This is a genomic window from Streptomyces sp. TS71-3 (genome assembly GCF_018327685.1).
In the GTDB taxonomy this organism is placed as follows: Bacteria; Actinomycetota; Actinomycetes; order Streptomycetales; family Streptomycetaceae; genus Streptomyces.
The window spans coordinates 2,182,375-2,204,967 of record NZ_BNEL01000003.1 but is presented as its reverse complement, the minus strand read 5'-3'; the positions used below and the strand labels follow the sequence as shown (position 1 = coordinate 2,204,967).

Sequence of the window (22,593 nt, the reverse complement as noted above, 5' to 3'; positions counted from 1 at the left end):
TACACACCGGGGGCGGCCGGGAGCACCGGCCGGAGTACCGGCCGGCGTGGGTCGCTCCCCGGCGGCTCCAGCGCCACTGTGGCGCTTCTGACTGAACACCGTCAAGTCTTTCATCCGATGAATTTCAGGCAGAAGGGCTGGGATCTTCGACCATGATTCGAATGGAGGCGGAATTCTTGAGGGGGAACCGTGATTCCAAAGACCTCCAGAGGTCTTACATCGGATGTATCAGAGCGCTGGGGAACCGGGGCCAAGGTCACCTGCCCGGATCGAGCGGCCCAGCGCCGGGGCGAGACCGAACGTCGGTACGAGGCTGGGGTCGTTGAACGCCGTGATGCGGGCGATCCGGGGCCCGATCAGGGTCAGGACCTGGACGCCGTACGCCTCGTACCGGCCCTCGCCCGCGTGCTGGTAGGCGGCGAGCGCGGGCTGGCCGTTGGCGCGGGTGGGCACCAGGCGCCACCGGTCCCTGTGCAGCACCCGGGCGGCAAGGAATCCGACGACGGCCCGCCGGCCGGTGAACCACGTCGGGGTCGGCGGCATCTCCATCTCGACGTCCGCCCGCAGCAGTTGCACCAGCGCGTCGGGGTCGGCCCGGGTGAAAGCGTCGACGTAGCCGTCGAGGAGGGTGCGCCGGGTCTGCTCGTCCGGCTCGGCCAGGTCGTCCCACGCGGGTCCGGCTTCGGCCAGGCGGGCCCTGGCGCGGCGGAGGGCGCTGTCGACGGCCGCGGTCGTCGTGTCCAGCATCTCGGCGACCTCGGCCGTCCGGAACGCCAGCACGTCGCGCAACGTCAGCACGGCCCGCTGCCGGGCGGACAGCAGTTGGAGTGCGGCGATGAAGGCGAGCCGCACGCCGGTCCGCCGGGCCACCACGGCAGCCGGGTCGTCGGCGCCGACCAGCGCGTCGGGGGCCGGCTGGAGCCATGCCACCGACGTCTCGCGGGGAGCCATGGCCACCCGGTGGTCGCCCGAGGGCGCGCCGAGCCCTGACGGGAGCGGCCGCCGGGAGCGTGTTCCCAGCGCGGTCAGGCAGGCCATGGTGGCGATCTTGTACAGCCAGCGCCGCACCGAGGAGCGGCCCTCGAACCGGTCGAACGCGCGCCAGGCTCGCAGGTAGGTCTCCTGCACCAGGTCCTCGGCGTCGTGGATCGAGCCGAGGATCCGGTAGCAGTGCGCGAGCAGCTCCGGCCTGAACGGCTCGGTCAGGGTGGCGAACTCGGCGTCCGACGGCATGGCGGCCTCTCCTCGGTGCGGTGATGTCCTCGCTGGGCGGTGGCTCAGCTGATCGGGTGCAGTCCGGTACCGCCGACCCGGTACTCCGCATCCTTGCCGGGGTCCTGGGCGACTTCCACGACGGCTTCGGCGAGCTGCTCCGCGGTGAGTACCGGCTGTTCCCGGCCCTTGACGAAGGTGTCCCGGTCGACGCCCTGGCGCGCGGCGTAGCCGTCGACCGCGACCGAGCCGACGCCGCCGGCCGGGGTCATGTTCGGGAGCAGTGCGTGGAACCGGATGCCGAGGCCCGCCCGCTGCGCCTCGTCGGCCGCGTAGCCGCGGATGTAGCGGATGGCGGCCTTGGCGCTGGCGTATCCGCCACTGAGCGGGGAGCCCGCCAGGGCCGCTCCGCTGGACATCGAGACGACCACGCTGCCCGGCGCCAGCGGCTCCCGCAGTGCCGCCCGGGTCCAGGCGAAGACGTGCCGGGTGTCGATGTGCCAGTTTCGGCTGAAGGTCTCCCAGGTCTGCTCGTGCACGGGCGCCATGTGCGGCGTGACCCCGGCGTTCAGGACCAGCAGCCCGGGACGGTGTTCCCGGATGACGTCCTGCGCGAGCGCTTCGTCGGCGGCATCGGCGGCGACGGGTGTGAAGCCCTCGCCGAGTTCGTTGCGTACGGCGCGCAACTCCCGCTCGTTGCGGGCGATACCGACGACGCCGGCGCCCCTGGCGACGAGCGCCGCGGCGATCGCGCGCCCGAAGCCGCGGCCGGCACCGGTGACGACGGCGGTCTGGAAAGGATCGGACATCGAAGGCTCCGCGGTGGTGGTGGTCGGGTTCGGTCGCTGTCAAGACCAGCCGCTGGGGCAAAAACCGTCGCCGCACCCGAAAGCCAGGAGTGGTATGGGCCACAGTTGCTCGGCCACCGCACGCTCGGCTCCGCACGTCGGCCGCGTGATGCCGGGGTGAGCGTCAGTGGCATTCAGCCCGACTCGCCGGCCGCGTTCGCACGGACCACGGACGCCGGACCCGTCGCCCGGCCGGGACGCGGCCCCGAGCGCGGGACGGCGGATGTGCGGAACTAGCCGAGATGCCGCGGATAGCGGTCCAGCAGCACCGTCTTGCTCTCAAGGTAGGGACGCAGCCCCTCGGTCCCGCCTTCGCGCCCGATACCCGACTGCTTGAAGCCCCCGAACGCGATCGTCGCGTCGGTGCGGGTGCCGTTGTGGCCGACCGTTCCCGTCCTGAGCCGCCGCGCGACGGCGTAGGCGCGGTCGACGTCATGGGTGAAGACGGAGGCGTTGAGCCCGTAGATGCTGTCGTTCGCCTTCTCGACGGCGTCCGCTTCGCCGTCCGCGGGGATGACGGTGAGCACCGGGCCGAAGATCTCCTCCTGCGCGATCACCGAGCGGTTGTCGACATCGGCGAAGACGGTCGGCTCGACGTAGAAGCCGCGGTCGAGGTGCGCAGGTCGGCCGCCGCCGGTCACGAGCCGCGCGCCCTGCTCGCGCCCCTGGGCGAGGTAGCCCTCGATCCGCGCGCGCTGGCGCCCGGTGATGACGGGGCCCATCTGCGTCCGGGGGTCGAACGGATCACCGACCGTGAGCCTCCCGAAGGACTCCCTCAGCGCCTCGGCGAAAGCGTCGTGCCGCTTGCGGTCCACGATCAGCCGGGTGGTCGCGTAGCAGACCTGACCGCTCAGGTACCGGGCCGAGTCCGCGATCGTCCGGGCCGCCGCCGACACGTCGTAGTCGTCGAGGATCAGTGCCGCAGACTTTCCGCCCAGTTCGAGCGTCACGCGTGCCATGCGGCCGGCGCAGGCGGCGGCGATGCTGCGGCCGGCCGCGTTGGAGCCCGTGAAGCTCACCTTGTCGACCCCCGGGTCCCTGACCAGCGCCTCGGATGCCCGGCGGTCGGCGGTGACGACGTTGAGCACGCCCGCGGGCAGGCCCGCGTCCTCGGCGATCTCGGCCAGGACGTAGCCGGCGCTCGGCGCCTCGGGGGGCATCTTGAGGACGACGGTACAGCCCGCCAGCAGGGCCGGGCCCGTCTTGTAGGCGCTGATCACCGCCGGGCCGTTCCACGGGACGATGGCCGCGACCACGCCCACCGGCTCCTGCACCAGCAGGCCGGCGCCACCACCGCCGGTCGGGCCGGGGACATGCCGTTCGACGAACGGGAAGGTGTCCGCCATGCCCGCATAGGACGCGAAGACCGAGGCGAGCAGCGAGGCCGAGCCGCGGGCGAGCGACTGGAGGACACCGGACTCCAGGGGCGCCGCGCCCGCGAGGTCGTCGACACGCTCGCCGATCCTGGCGGCGATCTCGCGCAGGTAGCCGGCCCGTTCCGCGTGCGTCAGCCGCGGCCAGGGACCCTCGTCGAACGCCGTGCGGGCGGCGGCGACCGCGGCGGCCACATCGGCCTCGGTCGCCTCCGCCACCCGGAAACCGACCTCCTCGGTCGCGGGGGTGACGACGTCGATCATGGCGTCGGTCGAGGGCCTGACCCACCTGCCGCCGATGTACAGGCTGTCCGGGTGGCGCATGGGGCTGGAAGTCGTGGCTGTCGAGGTCATCGGTCGCTCTCCGCTCAGGTGGGACTCGGTGCGAGGGAGCCGGCGGGGGATCTTGGCGACCCTGGGTTCTCGATCGGCCCTTCCTGGGCTTTCGATCGGCCCTTCCTGGGCTTTCGACCGGCTCTCCTTCGCCTCTCCTTCGGCTCCCCTTCGAAGCTACGCATCCCGTCCTGGACGATCCAGACACCACAGTCCAGAAAAGTTGTCGCATCGTCCGGGGTATCGTCCGGAGCATGGATCCGCTCTCCGAGGCTTTGGACGTATTCGAGCTCACGCTGACGTCGTCGGCCCGGTTCGAGGCCGCCGGGCTCTGGGCGCTGGCGTTCGACCGGCACGACCACATCAAGGTCGGCGCCGTGCTGGGCGGAACCTGCTGGATCGAGGCCGCCGACGGCAGCTCGGTGCACCTGGCGGCAGGCGACTGCTGGCTGCTGGCGGGCGGGCCGGGATTCACGGTGTCGTCCGCCCCGGGGGTCACCCCCGTACCGCAGGCCGAGGCACTGCCGAGCCCCTGGGCCAGCACCGTCCACTACGCGCCGGACCCGGAGGCGACGAGCGACCCGGAGCAGCGGACCGTCATCGTCAGCAGCAGCCTGACCCTCAACAGCGACGCGACCGACCTGCTGATCGCCGCCCTTCCGTCGCTGACGCGGATCTCGGCGGGCGATCCCGACGCCACGGGGATCGTGCCCATCCTCGAACTGCTCAACGGGGAGTCGGCGGTGGACCTGCCCGGTGGGGCCGCCATGCGGCGGCACCTCGCCCACGTCCTCTTCCTCCACGCGCTGCGTTTCGTCTACGGAGCCGGCCAGAGCGCGCCCGGCCGCGGCTGGCTGGCCGCGCTCGCCGATCCGCAGATCGGCCGGTCCCTGCGGGGCGTGCACGGCGACCCCGCCCGGAGGTGGACCGTGGCCGAGCTGGCCGGGGAGGCCCGGATGTCGCGCAGCTCCTTCGCCGACCGCTTCCACCGGGAGGTCGGGCTGCCTCCCATGGAGTACGCGGCCCGCTGGCGCGTGTACGTCGTCGCACACCGGCTGCGCACCGGCGACCGCCGCATCGCGGAGATCGCCTCGGACCTCGGCTACAGCTCCCCGTCCGCGCTGAGCGCGGCCTTCACCCGCCACACGGGCCGCTCACCCGCCCAGTACCGGAGTGAACACCGGTGAAGCTCCTCGGATGTCCACCGGCACTCCGCGGCACGAGGGGATGTCCACCGGCGCTCGGAGGCGCGAGGGGAACATCCGCCGGCACTCCGAGACGAGGGGGACGTCCACCGGCACTCCGAGACGCGAGGAGACATCCGCCGGCACTCCGAGACGAGGGGGACGTCCACCGGCACTCCGAGACGCGAGGAGACATCCGCCGGCACTCCGAGACGAGCTGGACGTCCACCGGCACTCCGCGGCGTGGCGCCTCCGCCCCGGTGGCTCACTGGTGTTCCCGCGCGCCGCCGTCCCCGGCGGGCAGCACCCGGGTGCGGGCCATCAGCAGGGCGATGTCGTCCTCGGAGGACCCGCTCTTGCGTACGCCCCGGGGAAGGACGGTCGGGGCCCGCCGTACGTACGGGACCATCGCGTCGATCACTTGCGCGCACTGCCGCTCCAGCGAGTCCGCGGGCCGGGCGAGCGCGGAGCGCAGGCGGCCCAGGCCGGCGTCGAGGTCGGCGGTGCGCGTCTCGATGAGGCCGTCGGTGTAGAGGACGATCACGCTCCCGGCGGGCAGCGTCATGGTGATCGACTCGTAGTCCATCCGGCCGAGCCCGATCGGCGTCCCCGAGGGCACCTCGGGGAAGTCGACGCGGCCGTCCGGGTCCACCACGGCCGGCGGCGGGTGGCCGGCGGATGCCATCGTGCACCGGCGGGTGACCGGGTCGTAGACGGCGTAGACGCAGGTGCAGCTCATGACGGGGCCGTTGACGCCGTCGGGGCCGTCCTCCTGTTCCGCCGTCAACGGCACGAGCCGGTCGAGCCCGGCCAGGAGCTCCGCGGGTGACAGATCGCGGTCGGCGAGGGTGCGCATGACGGTGCGCAGCTGGCCCATCAGTGCCGCCGCGTTGATGCCGTGCCCGACGACGTCGCCGACCACCAGACCGACCTGGGCGCGGGGCAGCGGGATCACGTCGAACCAGTCGCCGCCCACCCCCTCGTGGGTGTCCGCCGGCAGATAGCGAGAGGCGATGTCGACCGCCCGGCCGCCTGAGAGGTGGTGCGGCAGCAGGTTGCGTTGCAGGGCGATGGACGCGGCACGCTCGCGGGTGTAGCGGCGGGCGTTGTCGAGGCTCAGGGCCGCCCGGCCGGTCAGCTCCTCCAGCAGCAAGAGGTCGTCCCGGGAGAAGGGTGTCTTGTTGTCGGTGCGCACGAAGACGGCCTCACCGAGCAGCGTGCCGCGGGCCTGGAGCGGGACGATGATCAAGGTGTGTATCCCGGTCGCCGCGATGGCCCGGGAGCGCTCCGGATCCTTCTCCAGCCAGGTGCCGGGACCGGTGCGCAGGATCGGCTCGAAGTAGCTCCTCCCCGAGGACAGCACGCGGGTGAACGGCGAGGCGGGAGGCACGTAGACCACTTCACCCGGCTGCCACAGCGCCTCCGGCGCCCCCTCGTGGACGGAGGCCATGCCCGCCCGGCGGAACACCGGAATGCGGAAGTCCTCGGCGGGGAGCCGCTGCGGTGGCTCGTCGCCGAGCTGCACCGGCTCCGCCAGGTCGACCGTGGCGTAGTCGGCCAGCAGGGGGACGACGGCGTCGGCGAGCTCCTGTGCGGTCGTGGTCAGGTCGAGGGTGGTGCCGATCCTGTTGCCGGCCTCGCCGAGCAGCAGCAGATGCTGGCGGGCCCTCGACTTGTCGATGTCGGTCGCCATGTTGACCACACCGATCGGCCGGCCGTCCGCGCCGTCGAGGCGGAAGTAGGAGGCGGACAGCACGCGCGTCTCGTCCTCGCCCGGCACCTGCCAGGTGTACTCGCGCTCGATGACCGGCTCGCCGGTCGCCAGCACGTCGCGCATCGCGGAGGTGAGCGCCCTGCCGGTGTCGCCGGGCTGCACTTCCGTCATCAGGCGGCCGAGACGCTCCCGGCGCAGCAGGCCGTCCTGGCGCTCGGCCGCGTCGTTCAGCCAGATGCACCGCAGATCGGTGTCCCAGATCGACAGTCCGATCGGTGACCGGGCCATCAGCGCGGCCGACACCGTGCCCTCCGCGGGGGCCCACGCGGAGGCCATGCCGGGCTCGGACACCGACACCAGCCAGTCGGTCCTGCCGCCCCCCGACAGCGGGGAGGCCTCCAGGCTCAGCTGCCTCTCAGTGCCGTCCCGGGTGCGGACGGTGACGGGCCCTGACCGCGGCCTGCGCGCCGCCGCGTGCGCCGCCCAGACTCCCCGTTCCCCGGCCGTCTCGCCGTCGGCGAGCAGCATCGCCCCGGTGCGGCCGACCACCTCCTGCGCCCGGAAACCGAGGAGCTGCTCGGCGGCGGCCGTCCATCCCAGGACGACGCCGTCGGCATCGATCAGGGCAGCCGCCTTGGCGACCGGTCCCAACGATTCCTCGCTGCTCCCCTGTGCGAAACGGCTGGAATCGGTCATCACCTGCATCCCGTCGATCTGCTGCGAGCACACATGATCCACTGGCCCGCCGGCCCTGCTCCGCGCTCCCATTCCCCGGGAGACGGCGCGCGGGCACACCCGGACCGGCCGCAGGAACCACGACGGCCGCTCGGCCGCGGGCAGGCGGCGACGTTCTGCGCCGGCCTGCGGGCAGCCCGGGAGCGTGCCGCAGTGCGCTCGGGCGCGTTCACGGCCCTTTACCGGTCCCTACCCAGCCAATTATGGGCGTCATGTAACGAATGTCGAAAATGACGTGGCCAGGCGATACGAGTGCCGTGAATCATGACGGACAGCGGGACGCGGGGTGGCCGTACGGTGGCTCCGTGCAGGTGCCGTAGGGCGGGCTCGCGGGGTCTGCCGGCGGGCCGTACGACGGGTGCGGGCGGGAGTCGTAACGATCGCTCCGCTGGTCCGGGGTTCTTGCGCTGGTTGGCGATGAAGCGCGGTGCCATGACCTCTCAGGGGACCCTGGCGACGCCCACATGGAAGCCGCTGCGCTCGGGTGCCGGTGCCGGACCCTCCCTGTACCACTCGGTAGCGGACACCAGCCCCGGTGCGACGAGTTCCAGTCCTTCGAAGAAGGGCTCGACCTCGCCGCGGGTACGCAGCCGCAGCGGGATCGCGCCCTTCTCGTAAGCGGCCCCGATCTTCCCCTCCCACTCCGGGTGCTGGTCGGCCGTCCCGTGCGAGAGGAGCAGGAAGCTGCCCGAGGGAAGTGCCTCCACGAAGGTGCGCACGACGCCGTACGGGTCCTCGTCGTCGGGCAGGAAGTGCAGCAGGGCGAGCAGGGACAGAGTGACGGGACGTGCGAAGTCGAGCTTCTCACCGGCACGTTCCAGGATGGCCGCGGGCTGCCGCACATCCGCGTGGAGAAAGCCGGTGACACCCTCCGGCGTGCCGGTCAGCAGCGCCTGCGCGTGAGGCAGGACGCTCGGATCGTTGTCCGCGTAGACGATCCGGGCCTCGGGGCTGATCGCCTGCACGATCTGGTGCATGGTGGGCTCGGTGGGGATGCCGGAGCCGATGTCGAGGAACTGGTCGATGCCGTTCCTCGCCAGCCAGGCGGCGGCGCGGTGCATGAACGCCCGGTTCCGGGCCGCGTTGCGGCGCGTCTCCGCGGGCAGCGCCTCACCGACCTGCTGGTCGACGGGGTAGTTGTCCTTGCCGCCCAGCAACCAGTCGTAGACGCGTGCGGGGTGGGGCTTGCTGGTGGCAGGCGCAGCACGGCTCGACCGAGTGGCCGCGAACCGATGACCCGGCGATCGCCGCCGTCCTGCGGGATTGATCCACGAGAACCCGCAACGGCAGTGGACGGTGGACCGGTTGAGCGAGGTCGCCGGGCTGCCCCGCGCGGCGTTCACCCGGCGCTTCACCGCGGGAGTGGGCCGGCCGCCGATGTCCTACCTGCTCAGCTGACGGTTGAGTCTCGGTGCGCGGCTCCTCCGGGAGACCGACGTGACGCTGGCGACGATCGCCCGCGAGGTCGGGTACTCGACGGAGTTCGCCTTCTCCGGAGCGTTCAGTCGCGAGTACGGCATGGCCCCCAGGCCGCTTCCGCCGCACTCCGACCACCACCTACATCGCGTCGCCGATGAATCGCCGGGCCCCAAAGGCGCCGAGTGGGGAACTGCCGCCATCGCGCTGACCGGGTTCGGTGCCCCGCCTTCTACGGGTGTTCAGGCCTCCTCCGAACCGCGGACGGGCGGGCTGGTCCGGGTCTGTGCCTGGTCCGCGGGCTGGGGGTCCGCCGTCGCACCCGACTCCACGTCGCGGACGCCGGTGCGCAGGCCGGCCCCGACGCCCAGCAGGGCAGCGGCGGCGGTGACGACGAAGACGATGCCGAGGCCGGCGTTCGTCGCCCAGTCCTGGGAGGCGGCGAAGGCGCTGACGGCCGTCCCCAGGCCGGTCATCACGGCCACGGACAGCGTCTCGGACAGCTGGAGGTTCGAACTGGCCACGCCCTCCTGGCCGCTCGGGGCGAGGGCCGCCATCTCGCCGACCACAACGTCGTGATACTGCGCCATCCCCTTCCAGGGCAGGTGTAAGGGGTCGGGCTGTCGCGGAGCGCGCCGGCCGCCACTGAGTCCGGCGGGAAGTAGACATTCCCCTCGATGCTGACTACCGCCTCGCTCGCGGCCTCGGCCACGGCGGTCTCCCCGACCGCTGCCTTCATCAGACTTTCCTCTCAACGATCCCATTGCTTGGGCCACATCCAGCCCCGTGGCCGCCCGCGTTGGCCCAGAGGCACCAATTCCTTGCGCGGTGGCTCTCCACGTCGCGCGCGCTGCGAGTCCTTGCCCAGTCATAGTCCGAACACCCCGCCTACCAGCAGGAATGGCGCCCAGGGCCTTCAAGGAGACCGGCCCTAGCATAGGTACTGGGTGACACCGCGCGGGAGGTACGCACCCGGTCCGGCGCGGCCGGTGAACTTCCTCTCGTCGATCACGAGTTCCCCGCGGGAGATGACCGTCTCGACGCGGCCGGTGACCCGCTTGCCCTCGTAGGCCGAGTAGTCGACGTTCATGTGATGGGTCTCCGCGGACATCACCTGCTCGGCCACCGGGTCGTAGATGACCACATCAGCATCCGCGCCCGGCGCGATCGTGCCCTTCCTGCCGTACAGGCCGAACATCCGCGCAGGCGATCTCGATCCAGCGGCGGCGGCTGATGTGCCCGTCGACGACCGCCTGGTGGAGGAGGTCCATGCGGTTCTCGACACCCGGCATCCCGTTCGGGATCTTGGAGAAGTCGCCCCGGCCCAGATCCTTCTGGCCGGTGAAGCAGAACGGGCAGTGGTCGGTGGAGACGACCTGGAGATCGTTCGTGCGCAGCCCCCGCCACAGCGCCGCCTGGTGCTCCCGCGGCCTGAGCGGCGTCGAGCACACGTACTTCGCCCCCTCGAAGTCGGGCTCCGCGAGGTTGTCCGTGGACAGGAAGAGGTACTGCGGGCAGGTCTCCCCGAACACCGGCAGACCCTCGTCACGCGCCCTCGCCAGCTCCGCCACCGCCTCCTGCGCCGAGACGTGCACCACGTACACCGGCGCCCCCGCCACCTGCGCCAGCTTGATCACCCGGTGCGTCGCCTCCGCCTCCAGCAGCGCCTTGCGCACCTCACCGTGGAAGCGCGGATCCGTCTCACCACGGGCGAGGGCCTGCTCCACCAGGACGTCGATGGCGAGCCCGTTCTCCGCGTGCGTCATGATCAGCCCGCCGTTGCCCGCGGCACGCTGCATCGCGCGGAGGATCTGGCCGTCGTCACTGAAGAACACACCGGGGTAGGCGGTGAAGAGCTTGACGTTTGTCCGTCAGGACAGCCGCGTTCGTTCATGTCCGCATTGGTGAGCCGAGCGTCGAAAGAACCTGTGATCTTGAAGTCGGGCAGGGAGTAGAGCGCTGGCACAGGGGTGCCCTCGTAGTCCCCCAGCGCACACACCGCGCCTCGCCCCATACCCCTTCCTGCAGGTAGTCCAGCGCCCGCTGGTACACGCTCAAATGCCGTCCGAACGACTCAGGCAGGTCCTGCCACTGCATGCCGTTGCGGACCTTCATCAGAGATCCCTCGAACGCGATGCGGGGCGAGATGGTCCTGATGGTCTTCCTGGGCTGGGGGAAGATGTGCTCCACTCGGGTCCACTGCTCGTCGGTGAGGGGAGACGGCACCAGCTTTCCACGGGAGGTGAACCACGTCTCGAACGGGCAGCCTCCCGGGCGGGTCTGGCCCTCGTGGCCTCTGACGATCTCGATGCGTACGTCGAGCAGATCCAGGAGGTCGCACTTACGCTCGTACGTCAACTCATCGAGTCGGGGGCGTGCTAGTGCTGTGACCGGCGACGTTCACCGGGTTGTCCGATCGCCGATGGCGGCATGGAAGTCCGGTGAGGTTGCCAGTCATGGCACTACTCTGGCGATGTGACCGAAACCCAGGAGCCCCGCGCCGTCGTCGCTCTGACGGATGTTGCTGTCCACCGCCGTACTACCGGACAAGAGATTGTCCTTGACGGGATCAACTGGACCGTTCGGCCTGGCGAGCACTGGGCGCTGCTGGGGGCCAACGGAGCTGGCAAGACCACCCTGCTCCGGCTCGTGGGGGCGGTTATGTTCCCTACCGTCGGCACGGTCGAGGTCCTCGGTGACCGACTCGGCCGCGTCGACATGCGCGAGCTGCGAGCGCGCGTCGGCCTGGTATCCACCGCCCAGAAGGTCCCGCTAGATGTCACCGCCCACACTGTCGTCCTCACCGGGGCGACCGGCACTGTGCAGCCCCTGTGGCGGGAGTACGACACCGCGACCCGCGAGCGCGCCCATGCCCTGCTCGCTGAGCTTGGGTGCAAGGAGCTCGCCGACCGCCGTTTCGGCGACTGCTCGGGTGGCCAGCGCGCCCGGATCCTCATCTGCCGTGCCTTGATGGCCGATCCGTCGCTGCTCCTGCTCGACGAGCCGTTCAACGCCCTCGACCTCCCGTCCCGCGAGGACCTCGTGGACGCACTGCATCGGCTGGCGGCCGACCGGGCGGGCCTCGCCACCGTCACGGTCACCCACCACTTGGAGGAACTCCCGCCCAGCACCACTCATGCCTTCCTGCTCAAGGAAGGCCGCGAGTTGGCGTCCGGCTTGGTTGACGGCGTGCTCACTCCGGACAACATGACGGTCTGCTTCGGACGTCCCGTTCATGTAGCCCGCCACGACGGCCGGTGGTACGCACGCTCGGGCCGCTAGTGCTGTGCCCCCTGGGTTGGCCGGGCCGGTCAGGATGCGGGTGCAAGGGGGCGTCCGCCCCAGCGGATGCCCTTCTCACCGCGGATTCGGGCGCGTTCCCTGCGTTGCGCGGCGAGTACGTCGGGGTGGCGGGCGTTGGCGTTGCGCCAGCGCAGGTAGCGGTGCAGGGCCCGGGTCTGCACGGGGTGGCTGCGGTGGTGGGAGTTGGCCAGGGTGAACTGCCGCAGCGGGCCGAAGTGCGCCTCGATCGGGTTGGCCCAGGAGGTATAGGTCGGGGTGAAGCACAGCTCGACCTTGTTCTTCCTCGCCCAGCGGCGAATCGTCGCGCCGGTGTGGGCGGAAAGGTTGTCCAGGATGATGTAGATCGGGGCGCCGTCGGGCCGGGCAGCGCGGATCGACTTCAGCGCGGCCAGCGTATTGACGGTGCCTTTGCGGCGGCGGTTGACACCCCACAGCCGGTCCTCACCGACGGAGTAGCAGCCGTGGAAGTAGGTGACGCCGTGGGTGCGGTGGTAGGTCGCCGGGAGCCGGTTGGGCTTGCCCTGCTTGGCCCAACAGGAGCCGGCGGCGGGCCGGATGCCCAGCGGGCCGAACTCGTCGAAGGCGAAAACCCGGTCCGTCAAATACTCCAGGACGTGCTCGATGCGGTCGAGTTTGGCGTCGCCTTCGGGATCGGTGGACTCCTTCCAGGTCTTGGTGCGCTGGAAGGTGATGCCGCGGCGCAGGAGCAGGCATCGTAAGGCTTCCCGGCCGATGCGGATGACGCGTCCGTGCACGCGGCGCAGGTAGGCGGCGAGTTTGCGGATCGACCAGCGGGTGAAGGGCTGGCCGAGCTTGGTGGGGCGGGTGGTGGCCGTCTGAATGACGAAGTCCTCATCGTCAGGGGTGAGCAGGCGGGGACGGCCTCCCGCCCATCGAGGGTCCAGGCAAGCCAGGCCGATCTCGTTGAACCGGTGGATCACCTCCCGCACCGTGTCCTCGTCGGCCTGGACGAGCTGGGCGATGACCGGGACACGGTTTCCGCCGGCGGACGCCAGCAGCGTCATCGCCCGCCGGTAACGAACCGAGCTGGTACTGCCCCGGCGCACGATCTGCTGCAGCTTCTGCCCTTCCTGGTCGGTCAGTCGGCGAACCCGCACAGGCTCGGCCACCACACCTCCAGCGGTCGGAACGAACGTCACCGCCCATCCAACCTCTCCCACCACCAACCCGGCGAACCTATCCGGTCACAGCACTAGCTGCGGCTCCTGCCCAGCCGTCGCCCCAAACGGCGCCGCCTTCTGGCAGGCGTACTGCACCGAGGTCGCGCAGCCCTCGGTCGCGAACCACTGATCTGTGGCCCTACGCCCACCCTCTTCACTCGTCGGAGTCGGGTTTGCTGCTCGCGGCCGCGTATGCCTGGGCAGGGGTCATGGCAAAGCCGTTGAGGCTGACGGTCCTGTAGGGACTGACCTTGGCGCAGGACTTGGACTCGTCGGCGGTCGAGGCATGGGCGTCGGAGACGGCAGCCTGCGTGTCGGCGGGCGTGGACGAGAAGGCGCTGCCCGGGTAGGTGGCGCCGCTGGGCCAGTCACTTCCGATCACAAGCGTCAGGCCGCTACCGCTGTCCTGCTTGAGGTGCGAGGACGACAGCCCCAAGGCCTTGGCCACAGTCTGAGCCTCGGCCTTCTGGCCGGCGCCGTACGAGAGGGTGGTGTCGCTCGCCGGGCTCGGGGCGTTGGCCGTGGTCGTGCCGGAGCCGAAGCCCTGGTCGGTCAGGGCGGTGGCGACGGCGGAGGCGCGGCCGGTGATATCGGTGCCGTTCTCGACCGTCACCGCGACCTGGGAGGCGGGCATCGCCGAGGCGGTGGGACTCGTGGAAGCCGTCGGGGACTGCTTGCCGGAGCCGCTGGTCAACGACTGGTCGCCCGCGATGGTGGCGAACAGGGTCTTGGCCGCCGCCGCGGGCACCACGCGGTTGCTGTCGTCCGGGGCCGGGGCGGTCTGCATGGTGGCGAAGGTGAACCGCCTGGTGGGGACTTTGTTCACGTCAGTGGCCAAGCCGATGAGCTTCTGGATGCTGCCCAGGCCGTCGTCGACGGTCAGCGCCTTGGTGGCGGCGTCCGCGAGGTCGTAAACCGCGGTGGGGTCGGTGAGCGTGCCCGCGCTCTTGAACTTGCGGATCATCGCGCTGAGGAAGATGTGCTGGGAGACGGTGCGGCCGAGATCGCTGCCGTCGCCGAACCCGTGCCGGGAGCGGACGAACTCCAGGGCCGCGTCGCCCTTGAGCGTGTGCGTGCCCTTGGACAGCTTCAGGTGCGAGTAGGTGTCGTAGACGTTGTCGCTGACGCACACCGAGACGCCGCCGACCGCGTCGGACATCGTCACGACGCTGGAGAAGTCGAGCTTGACGAAGTGGTCGATGGGGATGCCGGTGAGCTGGTGGATGGTGGCCGCCTGGCAGGCCGGGCCGTACTGGAGCGCGCTGTTGATCTGGCCGTAGTATCCGGCGGTGGACGTGCCGTTCTCGCTGTCTTTGCAGGCGGGGATGTTCGTCATGGTGTCCCGCGGGATGCTCATCACGGTGGCGTTGGAGCGGTCGGCGGATATGTGCACCACCATCTGGACGTCCGCGTTCCCGTTGCCGGTCTGCACGCCGGTCTTCGAGCAACCGCCGCCGAGCTTGCAGTCCGCCTTGCTGGTACGGCCGTCCGAGCCCATGACCAGGATGTTGATCGGGGTGCGGCCGAACGCGTCGGCCTTCTCCGTGCCGCCCCTGCCGTCGAGCGACACGCTGTTGAGGTTGCCGTTCAAGTGCTGGTAGAACCACCAGCCGACGCCCGCTGTCCCCAGGATCAGAACGGCCAGGCACATCCCGATGATCTTCAGCACCCGCCTGCCGCGGCGCACCGGCCGGGCCCGGCGCCGCCGTGGTGTGTCACTGCGCGAACGGGAGGATGCTCGCGCCGCGGCGCGGCCACCCGTTGGGCGCGCTCCGCCGTCGGACCCGGCCCTACGCTGTCCGGGTACCCGGTCCGTGCGACTGCTCCTGCGTGTGGCCTGGCCGACCGGGCCGTCCCACGGATCACTCATCTCCCACTCCCAGGAACGGTCGGGCCCATCAGGCCAGGCCGTTGGGGGGGCACGGCCGGACGTGCGCGGCGTAGATCAGGTGGAGCCGTGCCCCACCTCGATTGCACAGTTGCGCAATCTAACAAATCCATGGCCTGTACAGCACAGATCAGGACGGGATTCACAGGTGAGGCATCTCATGGAACCTCCGACGTCAGCGGCCCGCCCGCCCGCACCGGGCGATGATCCACGCGGCACCGCGCTCGACCAGCGCCCGCCGCCGAGCCCGACGCGAGCGCCGTACGCCAACGGTCAAGGGCGGCGCCTTCGGCAGTCCGTCCGCCAGAACGGCGAGACGGCCGGCGGCACGCGCCAGCTCCGCCTGCAGCCGCGCGCGGCGCTCCGAAGAACCCGCCCTCAGCAGCGCCGCATAGAGCCCTTCGACCTCGGCCACGGCAGCGCCCAGCCGCAGATTCACATCACTCACTCGCAGAATCTCCCCGCGCCGCATGGCTCTGCTTCCTTCCCTGATACCGGGCCCCACCCTGTTACTTAGATTATTGCGCAAGGCAGCAACCTCTTCGGACTCCGCCCACCGCCGCTCACCCGTTGGTCCAGCTCGCGTTCAGCCTCCGCAGATACGGTCGGCTTGGCCGCCGGCGGGCGTGCCACGGTGAAGGCGGGCCTCTTCCTTGGGGCCTCAGAGCCAGGAGCGCTCCGTGAGCAGTACACGGTCCGCTCCCGGCCACCAGCGAGGAGTCCTTGCGGTGGGGACCACGGCGTCTTGCAACGCGTTCCTCCCACCCGCTTGCAACGATCATCCGCCGGCCGCGTGAGCCTTCGCCTCACCCTCCAGTCGCGCGCTCCGCGTGTCGCCGCTCATAACGCGCCCTGGTCGCCAGAAGTCCGGCGGCGTAGAGCACGAGGACGGCGGTGAGCAGCGAGTAATAGACGACGGGCAAGGCGGTCAGGCCGAGCAATGGGCCAAGGGGTGAAGGCGGCAACAGCACTCCGATGACCGCCAGCGCCATCGCGGCCCAGGCGACGGGGCCCGGCCTGCCTCTCGCGGCACAACGGCGGCCTGCGCGCAGAAGCAGCATCACCAGGGCCTGGGTGAGCAGGTTCTCCGTGAACCAGCCGGAGTGGAACACCGCCTCGTCGTTCCCCGTACCCGGACCGTGCAGGGCGAGCGCGAGGGCGCCGAAGGTGGCGAGGTCGGCGACGGCGTTGAGCACCCCGAACCCGGTGATGAAGCGCAGCAGGTCGCGCGGGCGCAGCACGGTCGGAACGCGCAGCACTGAGGGGTGCGGGCGGTCGTGTGCGAAGGCGAGCTGGGCCGCGTCGAAGCACAGGTTCTGGATGAGGACCTGGGCAGGAAGCATCGGCAGGAACGGCAGGAGCAGGCCCGCCGAAAGCATCGCGATCACATTGCCGAGGTTCGAGGACAGGGTGATGCGCAGGTACGTGGCGATGTTGCCGCCCGCGTGCCGGCCCGCGCCGATGGCGTGGGCGACCGCGGTGAGGTTCTTCTCGGCGAGCACTACGTCGGCGCCCTCGCGGGCCACGTCGGCGGCGTCGCGCGGGGCGATGCCGACGTCGGCGGCGCGCAGGGCGGGCAGGTCGTTGACGCCATCACCAAGGAAGCCGACGGTGTGCCCAGCGCTTCGCAGGGCGTGGATGATCCGGGCCTTGTGCTCCGGCGTGCAGCGGGCGAAGACGGTCGTACGGCAGGCGAGCTTGGTCAGATCGGCGTCGGTGAGGCCGTCGATGCGGTCGGCGGTGAGAACGGCGCCTTCGGCGACGGGGGTGCCGAGGTCACGGCAGGCGCGGAGGGCGGTTCCCGGGTGATCGCCGGTGAGAACTTTGACGGTGACGCACTGGTCGGTGAGGACCTTCAACGCGTCGGCAGCGGTGGGAGCGAGCGCGTCCCGCAGGGTGATCAGGCCCTGCAAGGTGAGACCGCGTTCGTCGGCCGGCGTGTAGTCGCGCGCACGGGCCGGGCGCTCGGCAGTGGCGACCGCCAGGACACGCAGGCCACCGTCGGCCTGCCGGGTGGCGAGGCCGCGCAGCAGTCCACGCTCGTCCTCGGTCACGGCGCAGCGCTCAAGGACGGCCTCGATGTCGCCCTTGACGACCAGAGTGTGGACGCCGGGGCGTCCGGGCGTGCGGACGACAGCGGTGGCCAGACGGCGGAGCGGGTCGAAGGGGATCGCCGCCACCCCGTCGTACGCCATGAGCTCGTCCTCGTCGACCTCATCCAGGAGCGCCTCGTCGAGGGTGTCCGGTGCCGGCAGGTCGGCGAGCTGCAGAGTCCACCAGGCGTTCACAGCAGCCCAGCGCAGGACCTCGGGATCCTCCCGTCCGTCCGGTCCGAGCGAACGACCGACGACCGGCCGGTCCTGGGTGAGTGTGCCGGTCTTGTCCAGACACAGCACGTCCACGGCGCCGACATCGTGCAGCGCAGGCAGCCGCTTGACGATCACCCCGTGGCCGCGGGCCAGCAGCGAGGCTCCGCGGGCCAGGCACGTGGTGACGAGGACCGGCAGCATCTCCGGCGTCAACCCGACCGCCACCGCGACGGCGAACGGCAGCGTTTCCAGGCCCCGCCCGCGCAGTGCCGCGTTGGTCATCAGGACCAGCGGCGGGGTCAGCAGCATGAACCGGATCAAGATCCAGGAGATGCCGTGCACCGAGCGGTCGAAGGCGCTCGCGTCCTGGCGGCCGGCGCTGCGACCGTGGTCGGCGGCGAAGCGGGTATCCGCTCCGGTTGCGGTGACGACCGCCGTACCGTTGCCGGAGGCGACGCTGCTGCCTTGGAAGCACAGATGCGGCTGGTCGAACACGCCGCCGCAGACCCTGGCCGCCACGTCGGTCGCATCCTTGCGGACGGGGGCCGACTCACCGGTGAGTGCGGCCTGGTGGACGTTCAGTCCGTGCGCGCGCAGCAGTCGTACGTCCGCCGGGAACAGGTCGCCCGGGCCGATGCGGACGACGTCTCCAGGCACCAGCTCGTCCACCGGGATCTCGCGGGCCGCCGGCGCGGTGTCCTCCGTTGTGCGGCGGAGCACGGTGGCGGTGGCCGCAACCAGCTCGCGCAGGGCGGTCATGGACGTCTCGGCCCGATGCTCTCCGGACGCGCGCAGTACACAGCTGACCGCCACCAGCAGGAAGATCACGCAGGCCGTCCCCCAAGAGGCGACGGCCGCGGACACCAGCCCGAGACACAGCAGGACCGCAGTGAACGGATCCCGCAGAGCGCGTACGAACAACCACGGCCAGGAGGGTTCGTACCGCGCCGGAAGCGTGTTCGCCCCGAACCGGCCCAGGCGCTCTTCGGCCTGCGCCTCGGTCAATCCCCGTGGCCCGCTGTCCAAGTGCCGCAGCACCTCAAGCACGGTCGACGTGCCCGCTTGCGGACCTGCCGCAGCGACGACCGGGAAGCCCCCCGATGCTGTCACGGCTCCAGGCGCGAGCGCCCCGACGCCCGGTTCCGAGGCCGCGAAGCCCTCAGGCACCGGTCCCGCGCAGCCGGCGCACGGGTGTGGGCACTGCCTCGGCACGTGCGGCGAGTTGGCCGACCATCAGCCGCACCACGGTCACGACGTCCGGGTCGTCGACGAAATAGACCTGCCGCCGGCCCTCCCTGCGGGAGCCCACGAGCCTGGCGAGCTTCAGCTTCGCCAAGTGTTGGCTGACCGCGGGCAGTGCTCCTCCCACCCGGCCCGCGAGGTTGCTCACATCGCTTTCTCCCTGGGCCAGCGCCCACATGATGTGCAGCCGCGCCGACGAGGCAAGCAGTCCGAATGCGGCGGCCGCCTCCGCCAGAACCTCGGCGGGCGGATCTTCGAAAGTACCGCCGTCTGCCGCCACAACCTCTCCTGTCCACCCGTTTGCTGCCGCCGAGTTTGCGGGGACCCAGTCTAGATGTCAGGACTCGCCGCCCGTGCTCCATCCGGGCCTGTGCCCGGCCGGCGGCGGCTGGAGGCCGAAGGGATCAACCGGTCGCTCCTCATCACGGAGGTCATGTCCAGGCCGACGGCGAGCTCTCGGAGGACGGGCGGCAGCAGGTGTACGTGTCTCGCCAAGTAGATTCTCGCGGTGCGGTCCGGGGATGGCCTTGATGGCACAGATCGAGAATTCTCGGTGACATCCAGCAAGAATCCAAAGCACATCAAGATGAAGGGTCTTCCGTCTTCCGTTTCGGCCCCAGGGAAATTTCTTCAGCGTGACTCCGGAGGGGCCGGGAGAGAAAACGGGAATCTGTCACATTCCGTAGTGGCGGACGTCGGCTATGTACTCCTCCGCGCGCTCTCCTACGACCTGCGGCAACGTGCTCTGGGCGAGGTCGGCGAGCGTGGTGGCCTCCAGTACCTGGCGCAGACTGGTACGCACCGCCCGCCACACGTCGGGGAGCCCAGCGGCCGCGCCCGGGTACTCCAGGCCGGTCAGGCTCAGGTCCCGCACCTTGGCCAGCGGTCCGTCCACCACGCGGATCACATCCGCGAGGCTGATTTCGGCGGGCGCCGTGGCCAGCAGATATCCGCCACGCGGGCCGCGCACGCTGTGCACCAGGCCGGCCAGTCTCAGCTCGTGTACAGCCGCCCCAGCCAGATGCTCTGGCCGACAGGAGGCATGGCATGACTCCAACAGTCCCGCGGAAATCGGTGGCTGTCGTGGGAGCAGGCGCCGCCGGCGCACTGGTCGCCGTACGACTCTGCGAAGCCGCGGTCCGCCGCGGTGTTCCCCTGGAGTTGTTTCTGATCGATCCGGCACCGGAGGCCGGCCGCGGCACCGCCTACGCCACGCGCGACCCACGGCACCTGCTCAACGTGCCTGCTGGAAAAATGAGTTGCCACCCGGACGACCCCGGCCACTTCGTACGGTGGCTGTGCCGCCACGGCGAACCGACCATCAGGGCCGCCGACTTCGTCTCGCGCTACCGCTACGGCGCCTATCTCGCTGACACCCTCGGCCATGCCATCATCGCCGCCCACGGGGTCGTCCGCGTGCGTCGCCTCAAAGCCCGGGTCACCGACTGCCGGTGGAGCCACGGCCCCGCCGGTCACGCCCGGCTCGAACTGTCCGACGGTAAGGCCGTCGACGCCGACGGCGTGGTGCTGGCCACCGGCCCGGCACACTCGTCCCCAGCGGGACTGCCGAGCGCATTGCGCACCAGTGACCGCTTCGTCGCCGACCCCTGGGCACCGGGCGCCTTGGACGCCGCGGCCGGCGAGCGATGCCGTGAGGACCTCCTGCTGATCGGCACGGGACTGACCGCCGTGGACGTGGCCCTCCGGCTGAACCGCCCCGGCCGCACCGTGCACGCCGTATCCCGCAACGGACGGCTGCCCCAGGCGCATGCCCTTTCTCCGCTGCCCGCCACGCCCCCTACCGAACCACTGCTGGGCCTGCCGCTGCCGAGGCTGCGCACCGAGGTGCGGCGGCATATCGGCCGGGTCCTGCGCACGCAGGGCGACTGGCGCCCGGGACTGGACGGACTGCGCCCGGTCACCGCCGAGTTGTGGGCTTCATTGTCGGTCGAGGAACGTGCCGACTTCATCCGGCACGACGGCTCGCTGTGGAACGTGCACCGCCACCGAATGCCCCCGGCGACCGCGGAGACCGTGGCGCGGCTGCGGCGCGCCCGGCGGCTGCAAACGGCTCCGGGAGGGATCACCAGCGCCCGGCAACTCCCGGACGGCCTCCTCTCGGTCGGCCTGGGCGACGGCCACGAGCTCCGGGTGAGCCGGGTGGTCGACTGCACGGGCCCGGGACTGGTTCCGGCGGACACCTCCGATCCGCTGTGGCGGAACCTGCTCCACCGCGGTGACGCCGTGCCCGGCCCGCTGGGCATCGGAGTGACCACCGAGAACGGGCGTCTGCGCGACCGGGACGGCCGTACCGCTCGCGCACTGTGGACGCTGGGTGCGCCGCGCCGCGGCGAACTGTGGGAGACCACAGCGATCCCGGAGATCCGCGTCCAGGCTGCGGCGGTGGCCGAAGCGCTCCTCGCACTCCCCGCGGCGAGCAGCCGTCGGTGCCGATCTTTCCGGACCACGACCGGTTAAAGCAGTCGCAGCGATACCGCCCCGTGCTGTGTCACGCATGCCAAGATCCACGGCCTCATCGGATCGGGAGGCTGTGACCAGCAGGGACGAGGTTTCTGGGACGTACGGGTGCGGCCTCGTGAAGGGGCCGTGCTCCTGAGCGGTTGGTCATTCGTGTTCAACGAGGAGCCTGTGTACCTCAGCCGCCGTGTCAGCCGGGCCCTCCTGCCCGGAGAGGGGGACTTCGAGGTAACGGGTACCGCTCGCTTCGTGGCGCTTACGCGCGGCGGCCATGTTGTCCGTAGCGCAGGGGACGATCGCAACGATCCCGTTGCGGGCCAGCACCTCGGCCATGACTCCGGTGCGCTCCACATTCGTTCCGGGGCCGTCAAACTGGTCGAGAACCTCGACCCGGTGCTGCTCGGCCAGCAGCCGTTCGGCCAGGGCGAAAGCCGCCGCCATGCGGTCGGACCGCTGCTGTCCCGTCAGCCACACGGTGGCTCCCGGACAGGTACATCGAGATCTCACATCGCTCAAGACGGGCGCCCCCAGGGCAAGGGTGGTGTCGCGCCTGAACGCCCGCGCGACCTTCGATTCCGGCAAGGCCGCCCCTCCTGGATCTTCCATGTCCCTGTGGTTGCGCTCCACCAGCCGATGAACGGCCCGAACGGAACGGAACCGCCTGGCCAGAGGAACGCGACACACCTCGGACCCGCCAAGTTGGTCACATCCGCCTCCCGACTGTCCCGGCCCGGAGCCTTACTATCCTGTTGAATACTTGACCATACTGTGGTCAGTTCCTGATTCACCATGGGCAATGGATGAGATTCCCATGAGACAGACGTGATGATGGCATTGACCGCGCACAGGCCCTCTTTGAAGCCGAAACTGTGAGTCATCAGTGCAGGCGAGAGCCCAGCGGCCCCCGCAGCGCGGAGCGAGGTCTCTTCGAGACCACGCCCCGCGAACAGCTCCAGGAATGCCTCACTCGGTCGCGCCCGCCCGGTCAGATCGCTCTTTCCACCCTCCGCGCACCACCGAGGCAGCCGCGCCGGCTCCGGGCATGACGACCACGGTCAGCGGCGGGACTTCGCGCGGTCCAGGAACGTGACGCCGACAGCGGCCAGCGCGACCTGGATGACGATCTCGATCCAGTCGATGCCCTTGGTGTCGGCGACTCCGAACGCGGCGGCTATCCCCGTGCCGACGAACGCCGCGACGATCCCGACGAGGATCGTCCACACCACACCGATGTGCTGGCGGCCGGGCACGACCAGCCGGCCCAGGATGCCGATGACGATACCGATCACGATGGCGCTGAAAACGCCCGCAATCCCCATGCCCAACCCCATTCGTCGAGTGCGTTCGTCTCAGGTCTGCCCTGCGTGTGACAGTACA

The 22,593-nt window shown here is 70.6% G+C and carries 21 protein-coding genes; 4 read left to right on the top strand and 17 right to left on the bottom strand.

The genetic code is table 11. The features are described 5' to 3' along the window. Window positions 1–228 precede the first annotated feature (228 nt). The 3 genes from Sm713_RS33495 to Sm713_RS33485 form a co-directional block, all read right to left on the bottom strand. On the bottom strand, window positions 229–1,281 hold the full coding sequence (locus Sm713_RS33495; protein WP_283249854.1) for an RNA polymerase subunit sigma-70: 1,053 nt from the start codon (window positions 1,279–1,281) through the stop codon (window positions 229–231). Beyond that, window positions 1,278–2,021 carry an SDR family oxidoreductase gene (locus Sm713_RS33490; RefSeq protein ID WP_212913706.1) on the bottom strand — a complete coding sequence of 248 codons (744 nt, stop codon included), beginning with the start codon at window positions 2,019–2,021 and terminating at the stop codon, window positions 1,278–1,280. Before Sm713_RS33490 ends, Sm713_RS33495 begins: the two co-directional genes overlap by 4 nt. Window positions 2,022–2,293: 272 nt before the next feature. Beyond that, on the bottom strand, window positions 2,294–3,787 hold the full coding sequence (locus Sm713_RS33485) for an aldehyde dehydrogenase (protein WP_249416867.1): 1,494 nt from the start codon (window positions 3,785–3,787) through the stop codon (window positions 2,294–2,296). Window positions 3,788–4,020: 233 nt separating this feature from the next. Here Sm713_RS33485 and Sm713_RS33480 point away from each other — a divergent pair, with 233 nt between their 5' ends. Next, on the top strand, window positions 4,021–4,953 hold the full coding sequence (locus Sm713_RS33480; protein ID WP_212913705.1) for an AraC family transcriptional regulator: 933 nt from the start codon (window positions 4,021–4,023) through the stop codon (window positions 4,951–4,953). Between the two features lie 262 nt (window positions 4,954–5,215). Here the strand turns inward: Sm713_RS33480 and Sm713_RS33475 are convergent, their stop codons facing one another. Both Sm713_RS33475 and Sm713_RS33470 read right to left on the bottom strand, forming a co-directional pair. Continuing rightward, window positions 5,216–7,360 (bottom strand): SpoIIE family protein phosphatase, encoded by a 2,145-nt coding sequence (locus Sm713_RS33475; protein ID WP_212913704.1) that lies wholly within the window; start codon window positions 7,358–7,360, stop codon window positions 5,216–5,218. Between the two features lie 479 nt (window positions 7,361–7,839). Next, window positions 7,840–8,556: an SAM-dependent methyltransferase gene (locus Sm713_RS33470; protein ID WP_212913703.1), complete on the bottom strand. Its 717-nt coding sequence runs from the start codon at window positions 8,554–8,556 to the stop codon at window positions 7,840–7,842. A 106-nt stretch (window positions 8,557–8,662) separates the two neighbouring features. On the opposite strand from Sm713_RS33470, the gene Sm713_RS41310 reads away from it, so the two are divergent. After that, window positions 8,663–8,797, top strand: coding sequence for a hypothetical protein (locus Sm713_RS41310; RefSeq protein WP_283249860.1), 135 nt, complete (start codon window positions 8,663–8,665; stop codon window positions 8,795–8,797). Between the two features lie 260 nt (window positions 8,798–9,057). Here the strand turns inward: Sm713_RS41310 and Sm713_RS33460 are convergent, their stop codons facing one another. From Sm713_RS33460 to Sm713_RS33450, 4 genes are all read right to left on the bottom strand, one after another. After that, the gene (locus Sm713_RS33460) at window positions 9,058–9,405 is read right to left on the bottom strand and encodes a hypothetical protein (protein WP_249417144.1); all 348 of its coding nucleotides are present in this window, start codon (window positions 9,403–9,405) and stop codon (window positions 9,058–9,060) included. Next, window positions 9,291–9,554: a DUF427 domain-containing protein gene (locus Sm713_RS40975; protein ID WP_249416866.1), complete on the bottom strand. Its 264-nt coding sequence runs from the start codon at window positions 9,552–9,554 to the stop codon at window positions 9,291–9,293. The genes Sm713_RS33460 and Sm713_RS40975 overlap by 115 nt, the downstream gene beginning before the upstream one ends. Window positions 9,555–9,746: 192 nt before the next feature. After that, complete coding sequence (locus tag Sm713_RS40970) at window positions 9,747–10,100, bottom strand: amidohydrolase family protein (protein WP_249416865.1); 354 nt, start codon at window positions 10,098–10,100, stop codon at window positions 9,747–9,749. 605 nt (window positions 10,101–10,705) lie between these two features. Then, window positions 10,706–11,173, bottom strand: a complete 468-nt coding sequence (locus tag Sm713_RS33450) for a transposase (RefSeq protein WP_212913702.1) — start codon at window positions 11,171–11,173, stop codon at window positions 10,706–10,708. A 117-nt stretch (window positions 11,174–11,290) separates the two neighbouring features. Here Sm713_RS33450 and Sm713_RS33445 point away from each other — a divergent pair, with 117 nt between their 5' ends. Then, window positions 11,291–12,097, top strand: a complete 807-nt coding sequence (locus Sm713_RS33445) for an ABC transporter ATP-binding protein (protein ID WP_212913701.1) — start codon at window positions 11,291–11,293, stop codon at window positions 12,095–12,097. A gap of 29 nt (window positions 12,098–12,126) precedes the next feature. On the opposite strand, the gene Sm713_RS33440 is transcribed toward Sm713_RS33445, so the two are convergent. The 6 genes from Sm713_RS33440 to Sm713_RS33415 all read right to left on the bottom strand — a co-directional run bounded on the left by Sm713_RS33440 (window position 12,127) and on the right by Sm713_RS33415 (window position 19,846). Beyond that, on the bottom strand, window positions 12,127–13,248 hold the full coding sequence (locus Sm713_RS33440) for an IS630 family transposase (RefSeq protein WP_308293206.1): 1,122 nt from the start codon (window positions 13,246–13,248) through the stop codon (window positions 12,127–12,129). Between the two features lie 205 nt (window positions 13,249–13,453). After that, a complete protein-coding gene (locus tag Sm713_RS33435; RefSeq protein WP_212913699.1) occupies window positions 13,454–15,169 on the bottom strand; it encodes an LCP family protein in 1,716 nt (571 codons plus the stop codon). Between the two features lie 193 nt (window positions 15,170–15,362). Beyond that, the gene (locus Sm713_RS33430; protein ID WP_212913698.1) at window positions 15,363–15,659 is read right to left on the bottom strand and encodes a hypothetical protein; all 297 of its coding nucleotides are present in this window, start codon (window positions 15,657–15,659) and stop codon (window positions 15,363–15,365) included. A gap of 334 nt (window positions 15,660–15,993) precedes the next feature. Beyond that, entirely contained in the window at window positions 15,994–18,606 is a 2,613-nt protein-coding gene (gene mgtA / locus Sm713_RS33425; protein WP_249416863.1) for a magnesium-translocating P-type ATPase, read from the bottom strand. 49 nt (window positions 18,607–18,655) lie between these two features. After that, window positions 18,656–19,018, bottom strand: a complete 363-nt coding sequence (locus tag Sm713_RS33420) for a metalloregulator ArsR/SmtB family transcription factor (protein ID WP_212913696.1) — start codon at window positions 19,016–19,018, stop codon at window positions 18,656–18,658. Window positions 19,019–19,411: 393 nt separating this feature from the next. After that, a complete protein-coding gene (locus tag Sm713_RS33415) occupies window positions 19,412–19,846 on the bottom strand; it encodes an Rrf2 family transcriptional regulator (RefSeq protein WP_212913695.1) in 435 nt (144 codons plus the stop codon). On the opposite strand from Sm713_RS33415, the gene Sm713_RS33410 reads away from it, so the two are divergent. After that, window positions 19,786–21,216: an FAD/NAD(P)-binding protein gene (locus Sm713_RS33410; protein WP_212913694.1), complete on the top strand. Its 1,431-nt coding sequence runs from the start codon at window positions 19,786–19,788 to the stop codon at window positions 21,214–21,216. The two genes, Sm713_RS33415 and Sm713_RS33410, sit on opposite strands and share 61 nt — an antisense overlap. Before the next feature lie 147 nt (window positions 21,217–21,363). Here the strand turns inward: Sm713_RS33410 and Sm713_RS33405 are convergent, their stop codons facing one another. Both Sm713_RS33405 and Sm713_RS33400 read right to left on the bottom strand, forming a co-directional pair. Further along, a complete protein-coding gene (locus tag Sm713_RS33405) occupies window positions 21,364–21,798 on the bottom strand; it encodes a hypothetical protein (protein WP_212913693.1) in 435 nt (144 codons plus the stop codon). Window positions 21,799–22,271: 473 nt separating this feature from the next. Then, window positions 22,272–22,535 (bottom strand): GlsB/YeaQ/YmgE family stress response membrane protein, encoded by a 264-nt coding sequence (locus Sm713_RS33400; RefSeq protein WP_212913692.1) that lies wholly within the window; start codon window positions 22,533–22,535, stop codon window positions 22,272–22,274. Window positions 22,536–22,593: the final 58 nt, after the last annotated feature.

What these genes read in the sequence shown, in the direction of transcription:
- Sm713_RS40975 (WP_249416866.1), bottom strand. Translation starts at nt 9,554, where the DNA reads ATGAAGGCAGCGGTCGGGGAGACCGCCGTGGCCGAGGCCGCGAGCGAG.
- Sm713_RS33400 (WP_212913692.1), bottom strand. Translation starts at nt 22,535, where the DNA reads ATGGGGATTGCGGGCGTTTTCAGCGCCATCGTGATCGGTATCGTCATC.
- Sm713_RS33430 (WP_212913698.1), bottom strand. Translation starts at nt 15,659, where the DNA reads ATGCGGCGCGGGGAGATTCTGCGAGTGAGTGATGTGAATCTGCGGCTG.
- Sm713_RS33480 (WP_212913705.1), top strand. Translation starts at nt 4,021, where the DNA reads ATGGATCCGCTCTCCGAGGCTTTGGACGTATTCGAGCTCACGCTGACG.
- Sm713_RS33490 (WP_212913706.1), bottom strand. Translation starts at nt 2,021, where the DNA reads ATGTCCGATCCTTTCCAGACCGCCGTCGTCACCGGTGCCGGCCGCGGC.
- Sm713_RS33435 (WP_212913699.1), bottom strand. Translation starts at nt 15,169, where the DNA reads ATGAGTGATCCGTGGGACGGCCCGGTCGGCCAGGCCACACGCAGGAGC.
- Sm713_RS33460 (WP_249417144.1), bottom strand. Translation starts at nt 9,405, where the DNA reads ATGGCGCAGTATCACGACGTTGTGGTCGGCGAGATGGCGGCCCTCGCC.
- Sm713_RS33485 (WP_249416867.1), bottom strand. Translation starts at nt 3,787, where the DNA reads ATGACCTCGACAGCCACGACTTCCAGCCCCATGCGCCACCCGGACAGC.
- Sm713_RS33475 (WP_212913704.1), bottom strand. Translation starts at nt 7,360, where the DNA reads ATGACCGATTCCAGCCGTTTCGCACAGGGGAGCAGCGAGGAATCGTTG.
- Sm713_RS33410 (WP_212913694.1), top strand. Translation starts at nt 19,786, where the DNA reads ATGACTCCAACAGTCCCGCGGAAATCGGTGGCTGTCGTGGGAGCAGGC.